Consider the following 17,243-nt stretch of genomic DNA (forward strand, 5'->3'; position numbering starts at 1 on the left):
AAATCTTTATAAAGGTTTCGCAGAATCTAAGCAGCGCTTATGTTCTACGTGATACGCAAATTCATCCATGTAATGCTTCAACATGCCACGCACTGGCATCGCCGCTGCATCACCTAAAGCGCAAATCGTACGGCCCTGAATATTGGCTGCTACGTCATTAAGCAAATCCAAATCCTCTGGACGCCCTTGTCCGTGCTCAATACGGTGAACAATGCGCCATAACCAACCGGTACCTTCACGGCAAGGAGTGCACTGGCCACATGATTCCTCGTGATAGAAGTAAGACAAGCGCTCTAATGCGCGAACCATGCAACGCGTTTCATTCATCACAATGACGGCACCAGAACCCAGCATCGAACCAGCTTTAGCAATACTGTCGTAATCCATTGTGAGTTCCATCATTTGCGCGCCAGGCACAACAGGCGAAGATGAGCCGCCAGGGATAACCGCTTTTAATGTCTTGCCATCACGCATACCACCAGCAAGCTTCAATAGCTCTGCAAATGGGGTGCCCAAAGGAATCTCATAGTTACCAGGATGAACTACATCCCCAGAGATAGAGAAGATTTTTGTTCCACCGTTATTCGGCTTACCAAGATCTAAGTAAGACTGACCACCAATTGCCAAAATGAATGGCACAGCAGCGAATGTTTCGGTGTTGTTAATTGTTGTTGGCTTTCCATACAAACCAAAGCTTGCTGGAAAAGGAGGCTTAAAGCGTGGCTGACCCTTCTTACCCTCCAAGGACTCCAACAATGCAGTTTCTTCGCCGCAAATGTAAGCACCCCAACCTGGAGATGCATGCAATTGGAATGAAAAATCACTACCTAAAATTTTGTCGCCTAAATAACCTGCAGCGCGCGCTTCTTCCAAAGCCTCTTCAAAGCGTGAATACACTTCCCAGATTTCGCCATGGATATAGTTGTAGCCAGTTGTAATACCCATGGTGTACGCACCAATAATCATGCCTTCAATCAAAGCATGCGGGTTGTAGCGCATAATGTCGCGGTCTTTAAAAGTACCAGGCTCGCCTTCGTCGCTATTACAAACTAAATATTTTTGTCCTGGAAATTGACGTGGCATAAAGCTCCACTTCAAACCCGTTGGGAAGCCCGCACCACCACGTCCACGCAGTGATGAAGCTTTTAATTCAGCAATGATGGCATCAGGCGCAACTTTATCGTTGATTAAACGACGTAATTGCTGATAACCGCCACGGCTTTCGTAATCTTTTAGACGCCAGTTGTCACCATTTAATCCAGCGAGGATCAAAGGCTTGATATGACGATCGTGCAAGCTGGTCATGCTGCTTTCCCTTCTGCACGTAATTCATTTAACAATGCATCAATCTTTTCTTTGCTCATGAAGCTGCACATACGCTTGTCATTCACGAGCATTACTGGTGAATCACCGCATGCACCCATGCACTCACCCTCTTTTAGTGTGAAAGTACCGCATGGAGTTGTCTCGTTGTAGCCAATGCCAAGCGTTTCTTTGAGGTATGTAGCAGCAGTTTCACCATGCGTTAACTGGCATGGCAAGTTTGTGCAAATTACCAATTTGTACTTACCAATTTTCTTGGTGTTGTACATGTTGTAGAAAGTAGCCACTTCATCAACAGCAATACTTGGCATTTCTAAGATCTGAGCAATAGTTTCAATCACCTCAGGAGAAACCCAGCCCACCTCTGTTTGAGCGGCAATCAAACAAGCCATTACCGCTGATTGCTTGTGCTCTGGTGGGTACTTAGCGATATTGCGATGAATATCAGCCATTGTTTTATCGGATAGTTGAAGAGTTGTAGTCATTAAATAATCCTTGGCACGCTAATTAGCGGTCAATCTCCCCGAACACGATATCTTGGGTACCGATGATGGTTACCGCATCAGCCAACATATGGCCACGTGACATCTCATCCATTGCAGATAAATGCACGAAACCTGGTGCACGAATCTTCATGCGGTATGGTTTATTGGCGCCATCTGAAATCAAGTAAATACCAAACTCACCTTTTGGATGCTCAACAGCAGAGTAAGCCTCACCATCAGGAACGTGGATGCCTTCAGTAAAGAGTTTGAAATGGTGAATCAATTCTTCCATATTGGTTTTCATATCCACGCGCTTCGGTGGAGAAACCTTATGGTTATCGCTCATTACAGGGCCTGGATTTGCTTTCAACCAAGCCACGCATTGTTTGATGATGCGATTCGATTGGCGCATTTCTTCCATGCGAACTAAATAACGATCATAAGAGTCGCCATTCACACCAACCGGAATATCAAAGTCGAGACGGTCATACACTTCGTATGGCTGCTTCTTACGTAAATCCCATTCGATGCCAGAACCACGCAACATTGGACCAGTGAAGCCCAGTTGCAATGCACGCTCAGGACTCACAATACCGATATTGACTAAGCGCTGCTTCCAAATACGGTTATCGGTTAAGAGATTGCAATACTCATCGACGTTGGCATCAAAGCCATTCGTAAATTGTTCAATGAAATCCAACAAGGTACCGCTGCGGTTCTCATTCAAACGCTTTACTGCAGAAGCACTGCGAATCTTGGATTTATCGTATTGAGCCATTTGATCAGGCAAATCACGATATACGCCACCTGGACGATAGTAAGCAGCATGCATACGTGCGCCAGATACAGCTTCGTACATATCAAAGATATCTTCACGATCGCGGAAGGCATAAAGGAACACCGCCATCGCACCAACGTCAAGGCCGTGACAACCGATCCAAAGTAAGTGGTTCAATAGGCGAGTTAGCTCGTCATACATCACACGAATGTACTGAGCACGCAAAGGAACATCCACTTGTAATAACTTTTCAATGGCCATGACATAGGCATGCTCATTGGACATCATCGAAACATAATCCAAACGATCCATGTATGGAACATTTTGAATCCATGTACGAGTTTCAGCTAATTTTTCAGTGGCGCGGTGCAACAAACCAATATGCGGATCGGCGCGTTGGATCACCTCACCGTCGAGCTCAAGCACTAAACGCAATACGCCGTGCGCAGCAGGATGCTGAGGGCCAAAATTGAGGGTGTAGTTCTTAATTTGTGCCATGACTTAAACCGGACCTCCGTACTGCTCTTCACGAACAATCCGTGGAGTAATTTCGCGAGCCTCAATAGTGACGGGCTGATAGACAACGCGCTTTAACTCTGGGTCGTAACGCATTTCAACGTTGCCACTAATTGGGAAATCTTTTCTAAATGGGTGACCAATAAAGCCATAGTCAGTCAAGATGCGACGTAAGTCGTCATGACCATCAAATAAAATACCGTATAGGTCAAACGCTTCACGTTCAAACCAGTTAGCAGAATTCCATACCGGCGTAATTGAGGCAACCAATGGATAGCTATCATCTGGCGCAAACACACGCACACGCAAGCGCCAGTTATGTTCAATAGAAAGTAAATGGCTCACAACACCAAAGCGTTGACCGCCCCACGCACCTTCACGGAAGTCTTGATAATCCACGCCACATAAATCAATCAATTGCTCAAAGGCAAGAGATGGATCATCACGCAACAACATGGCGGATTCAAAATAGGTGTCTGCATTAACAACAACAGTAACTTCACCTAATGCAATCTCAATTGATTGAACGCGCTTACCTAAAACTTTTTCTAAATTGGCGGCTAATTGATTTAAGCGATCTGACATGATTTAAGCCTTCCGCGCAATCGTGCTGGTACGCGCGATCTTGGATTGCAGCTGAATAATTCCGTAGATCAACGCTTCTGCAGTTGGAGGGCAACCAGGAACATAAATATCCACTGGCACGATGCGGTCACAACCGCGAACAACTGAATACGAGTTATGGTAGTAGCCACCGCCATTTGCACAAGAACCCATTGAGATTACCCAACGTGGTTCAGGCATTTGGTCATAAACCTTACGCAAAGCTGGAGCCATCTTGTTACATAAAGTACCAGCCACAATCATCAAGTCTGATTGACGCGGAGATGGACGGAATACCACGCCAAAGCGGTCTAAGTCATAACGGGATGCGCCAGCATGCATCATCTCTACCGCACAGCAGGCCAGACCAAAGGTCATTGGCCATAAAGAGCCATTACGAGTCCAGTTAATCAACTGGTCAGCTGTAGTGGTTACAAAACCTTCTTTGAGAACGCCTTCTAATGCCATATCTATCACTCCCAGTCGAGAGCGCCCTTTTTCCAGATATATACAAATCCCACAATGAATTCCAACAAGAAAATCACCATAGAGGCGTAGCCAAGCCATCCAATATCACGTAGTGCTACACCCCATGGGAATAGGAATGCAGTTTCTAAGTCAAACAGGATGAAGAGAATGGCGATTAAGTAGTAGCGTACGTCGAACTTCATACGCGCATCTTCGAAAGCTTCAAAACCGCACTCATACGGAGAGAGTTTTTCAGCGTCAGGCTTCGAAGGAGCTAATATTTTTCCGAGGAACATGGGGACTAATCCCACCCCAATACCTACGAGGATAAAAAGCAGAACAGGAAAGTAATTAGCGAGATTCAAAATAGCCCTGATTCGTTTGTCTAGTAAATCCTAAAAGCAGCAAATTATTAATTATTCCACTACATAAAGTATTGATTCAGAGCAAAAACCCTTATCAATACTCGTTTTTGGTGCCGACGGCGAGACTCGAACTCGCACAGCCTAAGCCACTACCCCCTCAAGATAGCGTGTCTACCAATTTCACCACGTCGGCATCTTGCAAAACCCATCAATTCTACTGCATTGCACCACTCTACTACCCCATTTTTAGGGCATTTAAATACGTAAAAACCTACTTTTTTACTTAGGAACTGCTGGCTTACTTGGGTCTTGAACTGGAGCAGCAGGAGCTGCTGGCGCCGCTGCTGGGGCTACCGTACCAGAAAGCACACCAGGACTCACTTCTTTCTTGTTACCAATCCAGGTAATACCCAGAGTGCTGATAAAGAAAACGGCAGCAAAAATAGCTGTCGCATGAGAAAGGAAGTTGGCTGAGCCACTAGCGCCAAAGAGGCTGCCAGAAGAGCCAGAACCAAAGGCTGCACCCATATCGGCGCCTTTGCCCTGCTGCAACAGAACCAAGAGAATCACAGCCAAGGCTGAAATTACCTGCAATACGATCAATAAAGTCTTAAACCATTCCACAGCTTATCTCCAAATAAAAAATCTATGCCTGGCAGATAGCTAGAAAGTCTTGAGGATTCAGTGAAGCACCCCCAATCAATCCACCATCAATATCCGGCATGGCAAACAATTCAACGGCATTGTCAGGTTTGACACTGCCGCCATACAAAATTCCAACATGAGACGCTACATCTTCGTTAAATTCGGCTAATTGCTGACGAATAGCATGATGCATGTCCTGAGCCACCTGAGCGCTGGCAACCTTACCAGTGCCAATCGCCCAAACAGGCTCATAGGCAATCAGACAGTCTGCTAAGCGATCCTGCAGCACGCTGACCTGTTTAGCAATCTGTGAGCAAACAATCTCTTCTGCTCTACCAGAATTTCTTTCGTCAGCCGTCTCACCAACACAAATGACCGGGGTCATGCCGTTATCTAAAACCTGAAGAGCTTTAGCAGCTACAAGCTCATCAACCTCATGATGCATTTGACGACGCTCAGAGTGACCAACAATGACGTAAGTACAACCTAATTCATTGAGCATTGAAGCCGCTACCTCACCGGTATAAGCTCCAGAGCCAAAAGCTGAGACATCTTGCGCGCCTAAGCTTAAAAAGGCCATTGAATGCGCTTTGATTAGCTCGGCACACTGCGGCAAATATGGAAATGGTGGACATACAGCATATCTACGACCTGATGGCATTCCACTCTCCATGCCACGAGCAACGGTCTTGATCCAGTCTCGATTGCTTGCAAGACTGCCATTCATTTTCCAATTACCAATAACGATGAGTGGTCGCATAGGGGTGTTGAATTATCTAAACAGTTAAAACGATTTTGCCAACGTGTTCAGATGACTCCATTAATGCATGAGCATCAGCGGCCTGATCTAGCGTAAATGTTTTATAGATAACTGGTTTGAGCTTGCCAGCATTAAGCAAAGGCCAAACATTTTCAAATAACTGTTTAGTAATTTGCTTCTTGAAAGAAACTGGACGTGGACGCAATGTTGAACCAGTAATAGTCAAGCGTCGACGCAAAATCTGATTGGTACTCACTTCCGCTTTAGAGCCACCCTGGATGGCAATGATCACGATGCGGCCGTCGTCAGCCAGGCAATCGATTTCCTTTTGCACATAAGCGCCGGTAACCATATCCAGAATGACGTTGACACCTTTGCCATCTGTAGCTTTTTTGACTTCCTCAACAAAATCTTGTGTCTTGTAATTGATGGCAAGATCGGCACCTAAAGCCACGCAAGCAGCACACTTTTCATCTGTACCAGCTGTAACAAATACCTTATGACCCAAAGCTTTGGCAATCAAGATTGCAGTAACCCCAATACCACTGGAACCACCCTGAACCAATAAAGTCTCGCCTTCAGCTAACTCGCCACGCATGAAAACATTACTCCAAACGGTGTAGAACGTTTCTGGTAAAGCAGCAGCTTCTTGGTCGCTAAATCCTTTAGGGTATGGCAGACACTGAGCAACAGGTGCGGTACATAGTTCCGCATAACCACCACCTTGAACTAATGCACACACCTTATCGCCAAGCTTCAATCCAAACACATTGTCAGAATGAGATAAATCACCGCCAACAATCTCACCAGCCACTTCAAGACCAGGAATATCGGATGCGCCCGCTGGAACTGGGTAATGCCCTTTGCGTTGTAAAACGTCAGGGCGGTTAATGCCAGCGGCCAAAACTTTGATCAAAATTTCGCCAGTACCGGCAGCTGGAGCCACTAGATCTGGACGACTGGCCGGAACCAGCATCTCTGGAGCGCCAAACTCTTTGATTTCAACTACGCGCATGAATACTCCTGCTAGCTAAAAAGTAATTAAGCGGATTCGCCAGCCGCTGGAGCAGCCTCAGCAGCCACTTCAGTAGCGCCAGCTAAAGGAGCAATCGTGCCGCCCTCATCAGCCATCGCAGCTTTTAGTGACAAACGTAAACGACCACGTTCATCAGCAGCTAACAATTTCACGCGAACTACTTGGCCTTCTGCCAAATAGTCTTTAACTTCTTTTACACGCTCATTAGAAATCTCTGAGATGTGCAAGAGACCATCTTTACCTGGAAGAATGTTTACCAAAGCACCGAATTCGAGCAACTTCACAACTGGACCTTCGTAGATCTTGCCAACTTCGGCTTCAGCAGTAATGCCTTCGATACGTGCTTTTGCTTCTGCCATGCCTTCAGCAGATGTAGAAGCAATAGTTACAGTGCCGTCATCTTTAATGTCGATGCTGCAACCAGTTTCTTTAGTCAACGCTTGAATTGTTGCGCCGCCCTTACCGATCACTTCACGAATCTTGTCTGGATGAATCTTGAAAGAAACCATGCGTGGAGCGTGTGCCGACAATTCTGTGCGAACTGAACCCATCGCTTCTTGCATTTTGCTCAAGATGTGCAAGCGGCCTTCTTTAGCTTGCGCCAAAGCTACTTGCATAATTTCTTTAGTGATGCCTTGTACTTTGATGTCCATCTGCAATGCAGTAATACCATTCGCTGTACCAGCCACTTTAAAGTCCATATCGCCTAAGTGATCTTCGTCACCCAAGATGTCTGTCAACACAGCAAAACGATTGCCATCAAGGATCAAGCCCATTGCCACACCAGCAACGTGTGCTTTAACTGGAACACCAGCATCCATCATTGCTAAACAGCCACCACAAACAGAAGCCATTGAAGAAGAACCATTGGACTCAGTAATCTCTGAAACCACACGAATGCTGTATGCAAAATCTTCTGCGCTTGGCAATACTGGAATCAATGCACGTTTAGCTAAACGACCGTGACCAATTTCACGACGCTTAGGGCTACCTACACGACCTGTTTCACCAGTGGCAAACGGAGGCATGTTGTAGTGAAACATGAAACGATCGCGGTATTCACCTTCGAGCGCATCAATAATTTGCTCATCACGTGCAGTACCTAATGTTGCAACAACCAACGCTTGAGTTTCACCACGAGTAAACAATGCTGAACCGTGTGTGCGTGGCAATACGCCGTTACGAATTTCGATTGGGCGAACAGTACGAGTATCACGACCATCAATACGTGGCTCACCATTCAAAATCTGGCTACGAACAATCTTCGCTTCGATTTCAAACATGATGTCGCTCACAGCAACAGCATCAACATCACCCTCTTCGGATAACTTAGCCAATACTTCTTTAGAAATTTCTTTGAGCTTGTCGGAACGTGCGCCCTTTTGACGAATCTGATAAGCCTCACGCAATGGTGCTTCAGCCAATGCAGTTACCTTAGCGATGAATGGTTCGTCCTTAGGAGCAGCAGTCCAATCCCACTCAGGTTTGCCAGCTTCACGAACTAAATCATTAATAGCGTTGATCGCTGTTTGCATTTGGTCATGACCATATACAACTGCGCCCAACATGACTTCTTCAGATAATTGATTTGCTTCAGACTCAACCATCAATACAGCTGCTTGTGTACCAGCAACGATCAAATCGAGTTCGCTAGTAGCTTGTTCTGTACGTGTTGGATTCAAGAGGTATTGGCCATTTGCATAACCAACGCGTGCTGCTCCAACTGGGCCGGCAAATGGGATACCTGAAACAGCTAAGGCTGCAGATGCAGCGATCAAAGCAGGAATGTCAGCAGGTACATCTGGGTTGATTGACAACACGTGCACCACAACCTGAACTTCGTTCAAGAAACCTTCTGGGAATAAAGGACGCAATGGGCGGTCAATCAAACGGGAGATCAATGTCTCGCCTTCAGATGGACGACCTTCGCGGCGGAAGAAGCCACCAGGGATCTTGCCTGCTGCGTAAGTTTTTTCTAAGTAATCAACAGTCAATGGGAAAAATGATTGGCCTGGCTTTGCAGACTTAGAAGCAACAACCGTACCCATTACTACTGTGTCATCTACGTTAACGATAACGGCACCACCAGCTTGACGAGCAATCTCGCCAGTTTCCATTGTTACTTGATGATTGCCCCATTGAAAACTTTTTACTGCTTTTTTAAACATTGTCATTCTGATCTTCTCCAAATTGTTCACGCAAGACTCACATGAGCATTGCGCTTGTCGTGGGATAAAGCAGTGTCACGACAACACTGGAGCGATTTCGGATCACAAGGGATGCCATTCCAGGGAGGCTCTGCATACAACCCAGAAACTCATTGGAATGACACAATCCCCTACACAAATGATCTAAAGCGCCCAAAAAAACATGCCATCTGCTTAAGACTGATCCTGCTAGGAAACAACCTTAAGAAAGATGGCATTGCATACCGATAAGAATTACTTACGGAGACCTAATTTCTCAATCAATGCGCGATAGCGATCCAAATCTTTGCCTTTGAGGTAATCCAAGAGGCGACGGCGACGTGAAACCATCTTCAACAAACCACGACGGCTGTGATGATCCTTAGCGTTAGCCTTGAAATGGGGGGTTAATTCATTGATGCGGGCTGTGAGCAATGAAACTTGAACTTCAGGACTACCCGTATCGTTTGCGCTGCGCGCGTTTTCTTTGACGATTTCCGCCGTTTTAATATCAGCAACTGCCATTTTTAATACTCCTAACTTGCGAACACCTGAGCTTTCACCCATTAAGTGTCGTGCGTGTTTAACAAAATAAAACAAAAAAGCTTTAAAAATCAAAGCCATCGAATTGTATCAGACAGCACCCCAAAAGAGGGAATTGGCTTTCAAGTATTGGTATTCTCTAGTAGTGAATACCTTGTTTAACTGAAAATAATATATATAAATCAACAACTTACAAATATGCCTTCCTTTTATCAAGCTATCAGCACCCTTTTTTTCTTAGCTTTTGGCCTAAACACCCCTGTTTTTGCCCAATTTTCAAACCCCTTTGCCGCAGACAAGACGGTTGCCCAGCAACGCCAAGATATTTTGGTTAAAAACCAAGTCATACTGAAGCAACTTTATGCAGCACAGCCTAAAGCAAAAGATTTGATCGAAAAATCTGCTGGCTATGCGACTTTTAGCAATTTTGGTATGAAGATATTGATAGCCGGCGGTGGTACGGGTAGCGGCGTTGTATTGGGTAAAGATAAAAAGCCTGTGTATATGAATATGGCCGAGGTTCAAGCCGGTCTAGGAATTGGAATTAAATCCTTTCAGAACATATTTGTTTTTCAAACTGATGCAGCAATGAATGATTTTGTGAATTCAGGCTGGACTTTTGGTGGGCAAGTTACTGCAGCAGCGAAGTATGAAAAAGATGGTGACGCCTATCAAGATGCAACAGTTGTTGCTCCAGGGGTCTTGATGTACCAACTGACGGACTCAGGCCTTGCCGCTGAAATCACCGGCAAAGGCACCAAGTACTATAAAAATACTGACTTAAATAAATAGACGTGATGACGCTTAAGGCGTCATCTGCGCATTGAGCTTGGCCTGACTCGGGTCATGTAACTTGTTCAAGGCTGACAAGTAGGCCTTCGCAGAGGCTGCAATGATGTCCGGATCAGTACCCACACCATTCACAATACGGCCACCTTTTGCTAAACGCACGGTCACTTCGCCTTGCGATTGCGTTCCTGAAGTAATCGCATTAACCGAATAAAGCAACTGTTCTGCTCCACTCTTAGCAATGCCTTCAATAGCATTCAAGCTAGCATCAACTGGACCGTTACCTTCTGCTTCTGAACTAATCTCTTTGTCACCCATACGGAAAGTCACACGTGACTTAGGTCGCTCACCAGTTTCAGAATGCTGGCTTAAGGAGATAAATTTGTAATGCTCGCCCTCTTCTGCTGCAGCTGAATCAGACATGATGGCAATAATATCTTCATCAAAAATCTCAGACTTCTGATCTGCCAAAGCCTTAAAACGAGTAAATGCTTCATTCAAATCAGCCTCAGCCTCAACCGCAATTCCCAATTCTTGCAAGCGTTGCTTGAAGGCATTGCGACCTGATAACTTGCCCAAAACGATCTTGTTTGCTGACCAACCCACATCTTCTGCGCGCATGATTTCATAGGTGTCACGGTTTTTCAAAATACCGTCCTGATGAATCCCTGATGTGTGTGCAAAGGCATTAGCCCCAACCACTGCTTTGTTAGGTTGAACTACAAAACCCGTAATTTGAGAAACCAACTTTGATGCTGGCACGATTTGGGTAGCATCAATACCGCAAACCATATCAAAGTAATCCTTGCGGGTACGCAATGACATCACAATTTCTTCTAATGCAGTATTGCCTGCGCGTTCGCCCAATCCGTTAATCGTGCACTCGATTTGACGAGCTCCGCCGATCTTTACGCCAGCCAAAGAGTTCGCAACAGCCATACCCAAGTCATTATGGCAATGCACTGACCACACTGCTTTATCTGAGTTTGGCACTCGTGTGCGCAAGGTCTTAATAAACTCACCATACAACTCAGGGGTTGCGTAACCAACCGTATCTGGAATATTAATGGTGGATGCACCTTCATTAATTACGGCCTCAACGACTCTGCATAAGAAGTCCATCTCTGAGCGATAACCATCTTCTGCTGAGAACTCAATATCAGCAGCCAAGTTACGCGCAAAACGAATGGAACGCTTAGCTTGCTCCAAAACCTCCTCTGGGGACATGCGCAACTTCACAGCCATGTGCAATGGGCTCGTTGCCAAGAATGCATGAATGCGCTTAGCATTAGCTGCTTGCAAGGCATCAGCAGCACGGGTAATGTCCTTGTCATTGGCTCTAGCGAGTGAGCAAACAATCGAATCTTTGACGGCAGCTGCTACAGCAGAAATAGCCTGGAAGTCACCTTCAGAGCTAGCAGCAAAACCTGCCTCGATTACATCAACTTTGAGGCGCTCTAATTGACGGGCAATCCGCACTTTTTCGTCTTTAGTCATTGAAGCGCCTGGTGACTGCTCGCCATCACGTAAGGTGGTATCAAAAATGATTACTTTGTCGCTCATTACTACTCTCCGGTTTTAAATACTGCTGAACTCATTAATTCAATCTTATAAAACAAAAACCCCAGCAATTTGCTGGGGCTGGTATGTGGTGGCTAATGAATTTCTTTTATCTCATTAACTCAGGCCTTACCCGCCCCAAGCTTTAGGCTTAGTGCTAGCAGAAGAAGGCTAGATAAAAGTGGGAAATTCATAGTCATAGAATTACTATACCCCAAAATTATGGAATTAGCTAAAACGCTTTCCACTGAGTCGTTCCCAGGCCCAAATGACGTAGCCGGATATGGAATAGACCACAAACAAGCCAAATAGAGTCAACGGCGGATTCGATGAGATCAAAACAAAAGTGAGGATCATCAAAACCATCACACCAAAAGGTACACGGTAGCGAACATCTAGGGCCTTGCCACTATAAAAACGGGCATTAGAAACCATAGTGAGGCCGGCATAAACAGCGATAAAGAAGGTTACCCAGGGAATCGCCGTATCTCGCACCGGAATCTTGTTGTCATCAGCCAACCAAATGAAGCCAGCCATTAAGGCACCAGCTGCTGGACTTGGTAAGCCTTGGAAAAATTTCTTATCCACTACGCCTGTATTCACATTAAAGCGGGCTAAGCGCAAAGCTGCGCCAGCACAGTAAGTAAATGCAGCCAACCAACCCCATTTACCCAAATCTTTTAAGGCCCATTCGTAAGCGACTAATGCAGGTGCAACGCCAAAGGAGACCATATCGGCTAGTGAATCGTACTGCTCGCCAAACGCGCTCTGAGTGTTAGTCATGCGCGCTACACGACCATCCATTCCATCCAAGACTAGGGATGCAAAGATAGCAATAGCAGCCATTTCAAACTGATGGTTCATCGCATTAACAATGGCGAAGAAACCGCAAAACAAAGCGGCGGTAGTAAATGCGTTTGGTAGAAGATAAATGCCCTTGCTGCGTAAGCGAGGCTTTTGAGGATGCAACTCCTCTACTTCGTAATCAATCTCATCGCCCAACTCCTCTGCCCACTGTTGATCAGAAGTAGCAGTATTTCTATTGGAGAGACGACTCCGGTCTATGCGACCACGACGGCGAAATGTTGTCAAAAAATATCCTAGTGAATAATATTTCGAATCAATCTAAGCTTGGCAAACGGGCCAAAGCTGTATTTGTTGCAAATACTTTATCACCAACACTCACCAATGGTTCGGCGCTTAGTGGTAAATACACATCTACGCGCGAACCAAAGCGAATAAATCCATAACGCTCGCCCGCCTTGAGGCGGTCACCAACATGGATATAGCAAAGAATGCGGCGGGCTATCAAACCAGCAACCTGAACCAAAGTCACGATTTGTCCATTGGCATCAATCACAACGGCATTACGCTCATTCTCTGTTGATGCTTTATCTAAATCTGCGTTTACAAACTTACCAGGGAAATACTGGATCTCTTTCACCAAGCCATTGACTGCGCTACGGTTAGAGTGAACATTAAATACATTCATGAATACACTAATTTTGAGCGCTTCACGACCAGCATAAGGATCATTGGTTTTCTCAACGACCACAATACGACCATCAGCCGGAGATAAAACTAAATCACGACCCATCGCAGGAATGCGTTGCGGATCGCGGAAGAACTGCAGAACAAAGATAAAGATGATCCAAAGCGGCCAAGACCAAGCAATGCCACCGAGATAGTGGACAAGTAAGGTCACTGCCCCCACTAACGCTAAATACGGCCAACCTTCTTTCGCAATAATGGGGTGTGGATACATCATCTTTGTTCTGAGCCTTTTTATTTACTTCAATTGGTTGGTTGCTTAGTTTTTAGTCTGGTCAACCAACTTGTTCTTAGCAATCCAAGGCATCATAGCGCGTAATTTAGCGCCCACTACTTCGATGTCATGTTCTGCATTCAAACGACGACGAGAAATCAAAGTAGGTGCACCCGCTTTGTTTTCCAAGATGAAGCTCTTAGCGTATTCACCTGTTTGAATATCTTTCAAGCACTGACGCATTGCATTCTTAGTATCTTCAGTAACTACGCGTGGACCAGTAACATACTCACCGTACTCAGCATTGTTAGAAATTGAGTAGTTCATGTTGGCGATACCACCTTCGTAGATCAAGTCAACGATTAACTTGAGCTCATGTAAGCACTCGAAGTAAGCCATCTCAGGAGCGTAACCAGCCTCAACCAAAGTTTCAAAACCAGCTTTGATCAACTCAACTGCGCCACCACAGAGAACAGCCTGCTCACCAAACAAGTCAGTTTCAGTTTCTTCACGGAAGTTTGTTTCGATGATGCCAGCACGACCACCGCCGTTTGCAGTTGCGTATGACAAAGCAACATCACGTGCGGAACCAGACTTGTCTTGGTACACAGCGATCAAATGAGGTACGCCGCCACCTTGTGCGTAAGTACCGCGTACTGTGTGGCCAGGAGCCTTAGGAGCGATCATGATCACGTCCAAATCAGCACGTGGCTGAACTTGACCGTAGTGAACGTTAAAACCGTGAGCAAAAGCAAGAGCTGCGCCCTGCTTGATATTACCGTGAACTTCTTTGTTGTAAACATCAGCGATTTGCTCATCAGGCAAGAGCATCATTACTACGTCTGCATCTTTAACAGCTTCGCCAACTTCTTTTACTGTCAAGCCAGCATTCGCCGCCTTGCTCCAGGAAGCGCCATCTTTACGCAAACCAACAGTAACGTTAACGCCAGAATCTTTGAGGTTCAATGCGTGCGCGTGACCTTGTGAACCATAACCAATGATGGTGACTTTCTTGCCCTTAATGAGGGACAAATCAGCGTCTTTATCGTAAAAAACTTTCATGCTCTTTCCTTGTATTGAAAATGTAATTAATGCAGTAATTAGTTAAAAAAATTAAACCTTGAGGATGCGCTCTCCGCGACCAATTCCAGAACCACCCGAGCGGACAGTTTCCAAAATCGATGCGCGATCGATCGAATCAATAAAGGCATCCAGCTTGGCACCATCGCCAGTCAACTCGATGGTGTAACTCTTGTCAGTCACATCAATGATGCGACCGCGGAAGATATCGGTAGTGCGTTTGAGCTCTTCACGCTCTTTTCCTACAGCACGAACTTTGATCATCATGAGCTCGCGCTCAATATGAGGACCTTCACTCAAATCAAATACCTTAACGACTTCAACCAAACGGTTTAAGTGTTTAGTGATTTGCTCAATGACATCATCGGACCCAAAGGTAACAATTGTCATGCGAGATAAGGACGGATCTTCGGTCGGTGCAACACTTAATGTATCAATGTTGTAACCACGAGCAGAAAAAAGACCTACTACGCGCGATAAGGCACCAGGCTCGTTCTCAATCAGTACAGAAATAATATGACGCATTAGAGATCCTCACTACCCAAAAGCATTTCAGTAATACCCTTACCCGCTTGAACCATAGGCCAAACGTTTTCTTCTGGGTCAGTCTGGAAGTCCATGAATACAGTGCGATCCTTTAAGCGAATCGCTTCTTTAAGTGCGCCCTCAACATCGGATTTCTTTTCAATACGCATACCAACGTGACCATAGGCTTCAGCCAACTTCACAAAGTCAGGCAAGGAGTCCATATATGAGCTCGAATAGCGCTTGTTATATGTGAGCTCTTGCCACTGGCGAACCATACCTAGGTAACGGTTATTCAAGGACACAATCTTCACAGGAGTGTCGTACTGCTTACAAGTCGATAACTCTTGAATGCACATCTGAATGGAGCCCTCACCAGTAATGGTGAACACATCTTTTTCAGGGAATGCTTTTTTGATGCCCATGGCGTATGGCAAGCCAACACCCATGGTGCCAAGACCACCAGAATTAATCCAACGACGTGGCTTATCAAACTTATAGAACTGAGCAGCCCACATTTGATGCTGACCTACGTCGGAGCAAATAAATGCATCACCACCCGTGAGTTCCCACAATTTCTGCACAACGTACTGTGGCTTCACAATTTGAGAAGCTTCGTCGTACTTCAAGCAATCTTTTTTTCGCCACTCATTAATCTGATCCCACCAGGCAGCAACCTTATCGCCATTCTTACGTGGGCCAGCTGCCTTGATTTGAGCAGTCATCTCAACCAAAACTTCTTTGAGGTTGCCAACGATAGGAACATCTACCTTCACGCGCTTAGAGATCACAGAAGGATCGATATCAATGTGAATGATTTTTCTTGGGTGACTTGCAAAGTGTGCAGTGTTACCGATCACGCGATCATCAAAACGCGCGCCAATCGCAATCAACACATCACTGTGCTGCATAGCCATATTGGCTTCGTACGTTCCATGCATGCCGAGCATGCCCACAAATTGTGGACTTGTTCCAGGAAATCCACCCAAGCCCATCAAGGTATTGGTAACTGGATAACCCAAAAAATCGGCGAACTCTTTTAACTCAGGAGCAGCGTCTGACAGAATCACGCCACCACCGGTGTAGATATATGGACGCTCAGCTTCTTGTAATAAAGCAACCGCTTTACGAATCTGGCCGCTATGACCCTTAACAACAGGGTTGTAAGAGCGCATCTCCAGTGTTTCTGGATAAACGAACGGGCCTTTTGCAGCTGACACATCTTTAGGAATATCGATCAATACAGGACCTGGACGACCAGTTTGCGCGATATGAAAGGCCTTCTTCAAAACTAGCGGAAGATCTTTAACGTCTTTCACAAGGAAGTTGTGCTTCACAACTGGGCGCGTAATACCAACAGTGTCAGCCTCTTGGAAAGCATCTTCACCGATAGCATGAGTCGGAACGTTACCGCTGATGATCACCATAGGGATCGAATCAGTGTATGCGGTTGCAATACCAGTAACCGCGTTGGTAACACCAGGGCCTGAGGTAACTAGTGCTACCCCAACCTTACCGGTTGCACGAGCATAGCCATCAGCAGCATGAACAGCTGCCTGCTCATGACGAACAAGAATATGTTCAAACTTGTCCTGCTTAAAAATTTCGTCATAAATAAAGAGAACGGAGCCGCCTGGGTAACCCCAAACGAATTCAACACCCTCTTTGTGCAATGCATGAACGAGCATCTCTGCGCCAATCATTTCTGGAGGCGCTGCATCATTGTTTGTATTTGTTGAGTCTTTGTTAGCTTTGCTAGCTAAAAATTCGGCGCTGCTTGTATTCATCTTCTTTCGTCCTTTGCAATTTTCGGCAA

At 45.6% G+C, this 17,243-nt stretch carries 19 protein-coding genes and 1 tRNA gene; 2 read left to right on the forward strand and 18 right to left on the reverse strand.

All coding sequences use genetic code 11. The features are described from left to right. Positions 1 to 6: 6 nt before the first annotated feature. The 11 genes from nuoF to pnp form a co-directional block, all read right to left on the reverse strand. Entirely contained in the window at positions 7 to 1,305 is a 1,299-nt protein-coding gene (gene nuoF, locus JaK3_RS07715; RefSeq protein ID WP_068323045.1) for an NADH-quinone oxidoreductase subunit NuoF, read from the reverse strand. Then, positions 1,302 to 1,808 carry an NADH-quinone oxidoreductase subunit NuoE gene (gene nuoE, locus JaK3_RS07720; protein ID WP_068323048.1) on the reverse strand — a complete coding sequence of 169 codons (507 nt, stop codon included), beginning with the start codon at positions 1,806 to 1,808 and terminating at the stop codon, positions 1,302 to 1,304. The genes nuoF and nuoE overlap by 4 nt, the downstream gene beginning before the upstream one ends. Before the next feature lie 22 nt (positions 1,809 to 1,830). Next, positions 1,831 to 3,084 (reverse strand): NADH-quinone oxidoreductase subunit D, encoded by a 1,254-nt coding sequence (locus tag JaK3_RS07725; RefSeq protein WP_068323051.1) that lies wholly within the window; start codon positions 3,082 to 3,084, stop codon positions 1,831 to 1,833. 3 nt (positions 3,085 to 3,087) lie between these two features. Next, the gene (locus JaK3_RS07730) at positions 3,088 to 3,687 is read right to left on the reverse strand and encodes an NADH-quinone oxidoreductase subunit C (protein WP_068323054.1); all 600 of its coding nucleotides are present in this window, start codon (positions 3,685 to 3,687) and stop codon (positions 3,088 to 3,090) included. Positions 3,688 to 3,690: 3 nt separating this feature from the next. Further along, complete coding sequence (locus JaK3_RS07735; protein ID WP_011902891.1) at positions 3,691 to 4,173, reverse strand: NuoB/complex I 20 kDa subunit family protein; 483 nt, start codon at positions 4,171 to 4,173, stop codon at positions 3,691 to 3,693. A 5-nt stretch (positions 4,174 to 4,178) separates the two neighbouring features. Further along, entirely contained in the window at positions 4,179 to 4,538 is a 360-nt protein-coding gene (locus tag JaK3_RS07740) for an NADH-quinone oxidoreductase subunit A (protein WP_012357790.1), read from the reverse strand. A 108-nt stretch (positions 4,539 to 4,646) separates the two neighbouring features. Continuing rightward, positions 4,647 to 4,731, reverse strand: a tRNA-Leu gene (locus tag JaK3_RS07745). Between the two features lie 86 nt (positions 4,732 to 4,817). Further along, entirely contained in the window at positions 4,818 to 5,162 is a 345-nt protein-coding gene (gene secG, locus JaK3_RS07750) for a preprotein translocase subunit SecG (RefSeq protein ID WP_068323057.1), read from the reverse strand. Positions 5,163 to 5,184: 22 nt separating this feature from the next. Continuing rightward, complete coding sequence (gene tpiA, locus JaK3_RS07755; protein WP_068323059.1) at positions 5,185 to 5,943, reverse strand: triose-phosphate isomerase; 759 nt, start codon at positions 5,941 to 5,943, stop codon at positions 5,185 to 5,187. 16 nt (positions 5,944 to 5,959) lie between these two features. Next, positions 5,960 to 6,958, reverse strand: coding sequence for an NAD(P)H-quinone oxidoreductase (locus JaK3_RS07760; RefSeq protein ID WP_068323061.1), 999 nt, complete (start codon positions 6,956 to 6,958; stop codon positions 5,960 to 5,962). Positions 6,959 to 6,984: 26 nt separating this feature from the next. After that, positions 6,985 to 9,153, reverse strand: a complete 2,169-nt coding sequence (pnp, locus tag JaK3_RS07765) for a polyribonucleotide nucleotidyltransferase (protein WP_068323065.1) — start codon at positions 9,151 to 9,153, stop codon at positions 6,985 to 6,987. A gap of 66 nt (positions 9,154 to 9,219) precedes the next feature. On the opposite strand from pnp, the gene JaK3_RS10630 reads away from it, so the two are divergent. Continuing rightward, positions 9,220 to 9,417 carry a hypothetical protein gene (locus tag JaK3_RS10630; protein WP_150114239.1) on the forward strand — a complete coding sequence of 66 codons (198 nt, stop codon included), beginning with the start codon at positions 9,220 to 9,222 and terminating at the stop codon, positions 9,415 to 9,417. A gap of 3 nt (positions 9,418 to 9,420) precedes the next feature. On the opposite strand, the gene rpsO is transcribed toward JaK3_RS10630, so the two are convergent. Continuing rightward, positions 9,421 to 9,690: a 30S ribosomal protein S15 gene (gene rpsO, locus JaK3_RS07770; RefSeq protein WP_068323724.1), complete on the reverse strand. Its 270-nt coding sequence runs from the start codon at positions 9,688 to 9,690 to the stop codon at positions 9,421 to 9,423. A gap of 216 nt (positions 9,691 to 9,906) precedes the next feature. On the opposite strand from rpsO, the gene JaK3_RS07775 reads away from it, so the two are divergent. Next, positions 9,907 to 10,500 (forward strand): lipid-binding SYLF domain-containing protein, encoded by a 594-nt coding sequence (locus tag JaK3_RS07775; RefSeq protein WP_068323068.1) that lies wholly within the window; start codon positions 9,907 to 9,909, stop codon positions 10,498 to 10,500. Positions 10,501 to 10,512: 12 nt separating this feature from the next. On the opposite strand, the gene JaK3_RS07780 is transcribed toward JaK3_RS07775, so the two are convergent. The 6 genes from JaK3_RS07780 to JaK3_RS07805 all read right to left on the reverse strand — a co-directional run bounded on the left by JaK3_RS07780 (position 10,513) and on the right by JaK3_RS07805 (position 17,214). Next, on the reverse strand, positions 10,513 to 12,060 hold the full coding sequence (locus JaK3_RS07780; RefSeq protein WP_068323071.1) for a 2-isopropylmalate synthase: 1,548 nt from the start codon (positions 12,058 to 12,060) through the stop codon (positions 10,513 to 10,515). A gap of 225 nt (positions 12,061 to 12,285) precedes the next feature. Then, positions 12,286 to 13,149: a CDP-diacylglycerol--serine O-phosphatidyltransferase gene (gene pssA, locus JaK3_RS07785; protein ID WP_082786404.1), complete on the reverse strand. Its 864-nt coding sequence runs from the start codon at positions 13,147 to 13,149 to the stop codon at positions 12,286 to 12,288. A 28-nt stretch (positions 13,150 to 13,177) separates the two neighbouring features. After that, complete coding sequence (locus JaK3_RS07790) at positions 13,178 to 13,825, reverse strand: phosphatidylserine decarboxylase (RefSeq protein WP_068323074.1); 648 nt, start codon at positions 13,823 to 13,825, stop codon at positions 13,178 to 13,180. A gap of 42 nt (positions 13,826 to 13,867) precedes the next feature. After that, the gene (ilvC, locus tag JaK3_RS07795) at positions 13,868 to 14,884 is read right to left on the reverse strand and encodes a ketol-acid reductoisomerase (protein ID WP_068323077.1); all 1,017 of its coding nucleotides are present in this window, start codon (positions 14,882 to 14,884) and stop codon (positions 13,868 to 13,870) included. A 51-nt stretch (positions 14,885 to 14,935) separates the two neighbouring features. Next, complete coding sequence (gene ilvN / locus JaK3_RS07800; protein WP_011902903.1) at positions 14,936 to 15,427, reverse strand: acetolactate synthase small subunit; 492 nt, start codon at positions 15,425 to 15,427, stop codon at positions 14,936 to 14,938. After that, positions 15,427 to 17,214: an acetolactate synthase 3 catalytic subunit gene (locus JaK3_RS07805; RefSeq protein WP_068323080.1), complete on the reverse strand. Its 1,788-nt coding sequence runs from the start codon at positions 17,212 to 17,214 to the stop codon at positions 15,427 to 15,429. The genes ilvN and JaK3_RS07805 overlap by 1 nt, the downstream gene beginning before the upstream one ends. Between the last annotated feature and the right edge of the window lie 29 nt (positions 17,215 to 17,243).

The sequence above is a fragment of the Polynucleobacter yangtzensis genome, assembly GCF_001595965.1.
Classification (GTDB): domain Bacteria; phylum Pseudomonadota; class Gammaproteobacteria; order Burkholderiales; family Burkholderiaceae; genus Polynucleobacter; species Polynucleobacter yangtzensis.

Coding starts and splice junctions, on each gene's coding strand:
- nuoF (WP_068323045.1), bottom strand. CDS start 1,305: ATGACCAGCTTGCACGATCGTCATATCAAGCCTTTGATCCTCGCTGGA.
- nuoE (WP_068323048.1), bottom strand. CDS start 1,808: ATGACTACAACTCTTCAACTATCCGATAAAACAATGGCTGATATTCAT.
- JaK3_RS07725 (WP_068323051.1), bottom strand. CDS start 3,084: ATGGCACAAATTAAGAACTACACCCTCAATTTTGGCCCTCAGCATCCT.
- JaK3_RS07730 (WP_068323054.1), bottom strand. CDS start 3,687: ATGTCAGATCGCTTAAATCAATTAGCCGCCAATTTAGAAAAAGTTTTA.
- JaK3_RS07735 (WP_011902891.1), bottom strand. CDS start 4,173: ATGGCATTAGAAGGCGTTCTCAAAGAAGGTTTTGTAACCACTACAGCT.
- tpiA (WP_068323059.1), bottom strand. CDS start 5,943: ATGCGACCACTCATCGTTATTGGTAATTGGAAAATGAATGGCAGTCTT.
- JaK3_RS07760 (WP_068323061.1), bottom strand. CDS start 6,958: ATGCGCGTAGTTGAAATCAAAGAGTTTGGCGCTCCAGAGATGCTGGTT.
- pnp (WP_068323065.1), bottom strand. CDS start 9,153: ATGACAATGTTTAAAAAAGCAGTAAAAAGTTTTCAATGGGGCAATCAT.
- rpsO (WP_068323724.1), bottom strand. CDS start 9,690: ATGGCAGTTGCTGATATTAAAACGGCGGAAATCGTCAAAGAAAACGCG.
- JaK3_RS07775 (WP_068323068.1), top strand. CDS start 9,907: ATGCCTTCCTTTTATCAAGCTATCAGCACCCTTTTTTTCTTAGCTTTT.
- JaK3_RS07780 (WP_068323071.1), bottom strand. CDS start 12,060: ATGAGCGACAAAGTAATCATTTTTGATACCACCTTACGTGATGGCGAG.
- JaK3_RS07790 (WP_068323074.1), bottom strand. CDS start 13,825: ATGATGTATCCACACCCCATTATTGCGAAAGAAGGTTGGCCGTATTTA.
- ilvC (WP_068323077.1), bottom strand. CDS start 14,884: ATGAAAGTTTTTTACGATAAAGACGCTGATTTGTCCCTCATTAAGGGC.
- ilvN (WP_011902903.1), bottom strand. CDS start 15,427: ATGCGTCATATTATTTCTGTACTGATTGAGAACGAGCCTGGTGCCTTA.
- JaK3_RS07805 (WP_068323080.1), bottom strand. CDS start 17,214: ATGAATACAAGCAGCGCCGAATTTTTAGCTAGCAAAGCTAACAAAGAC.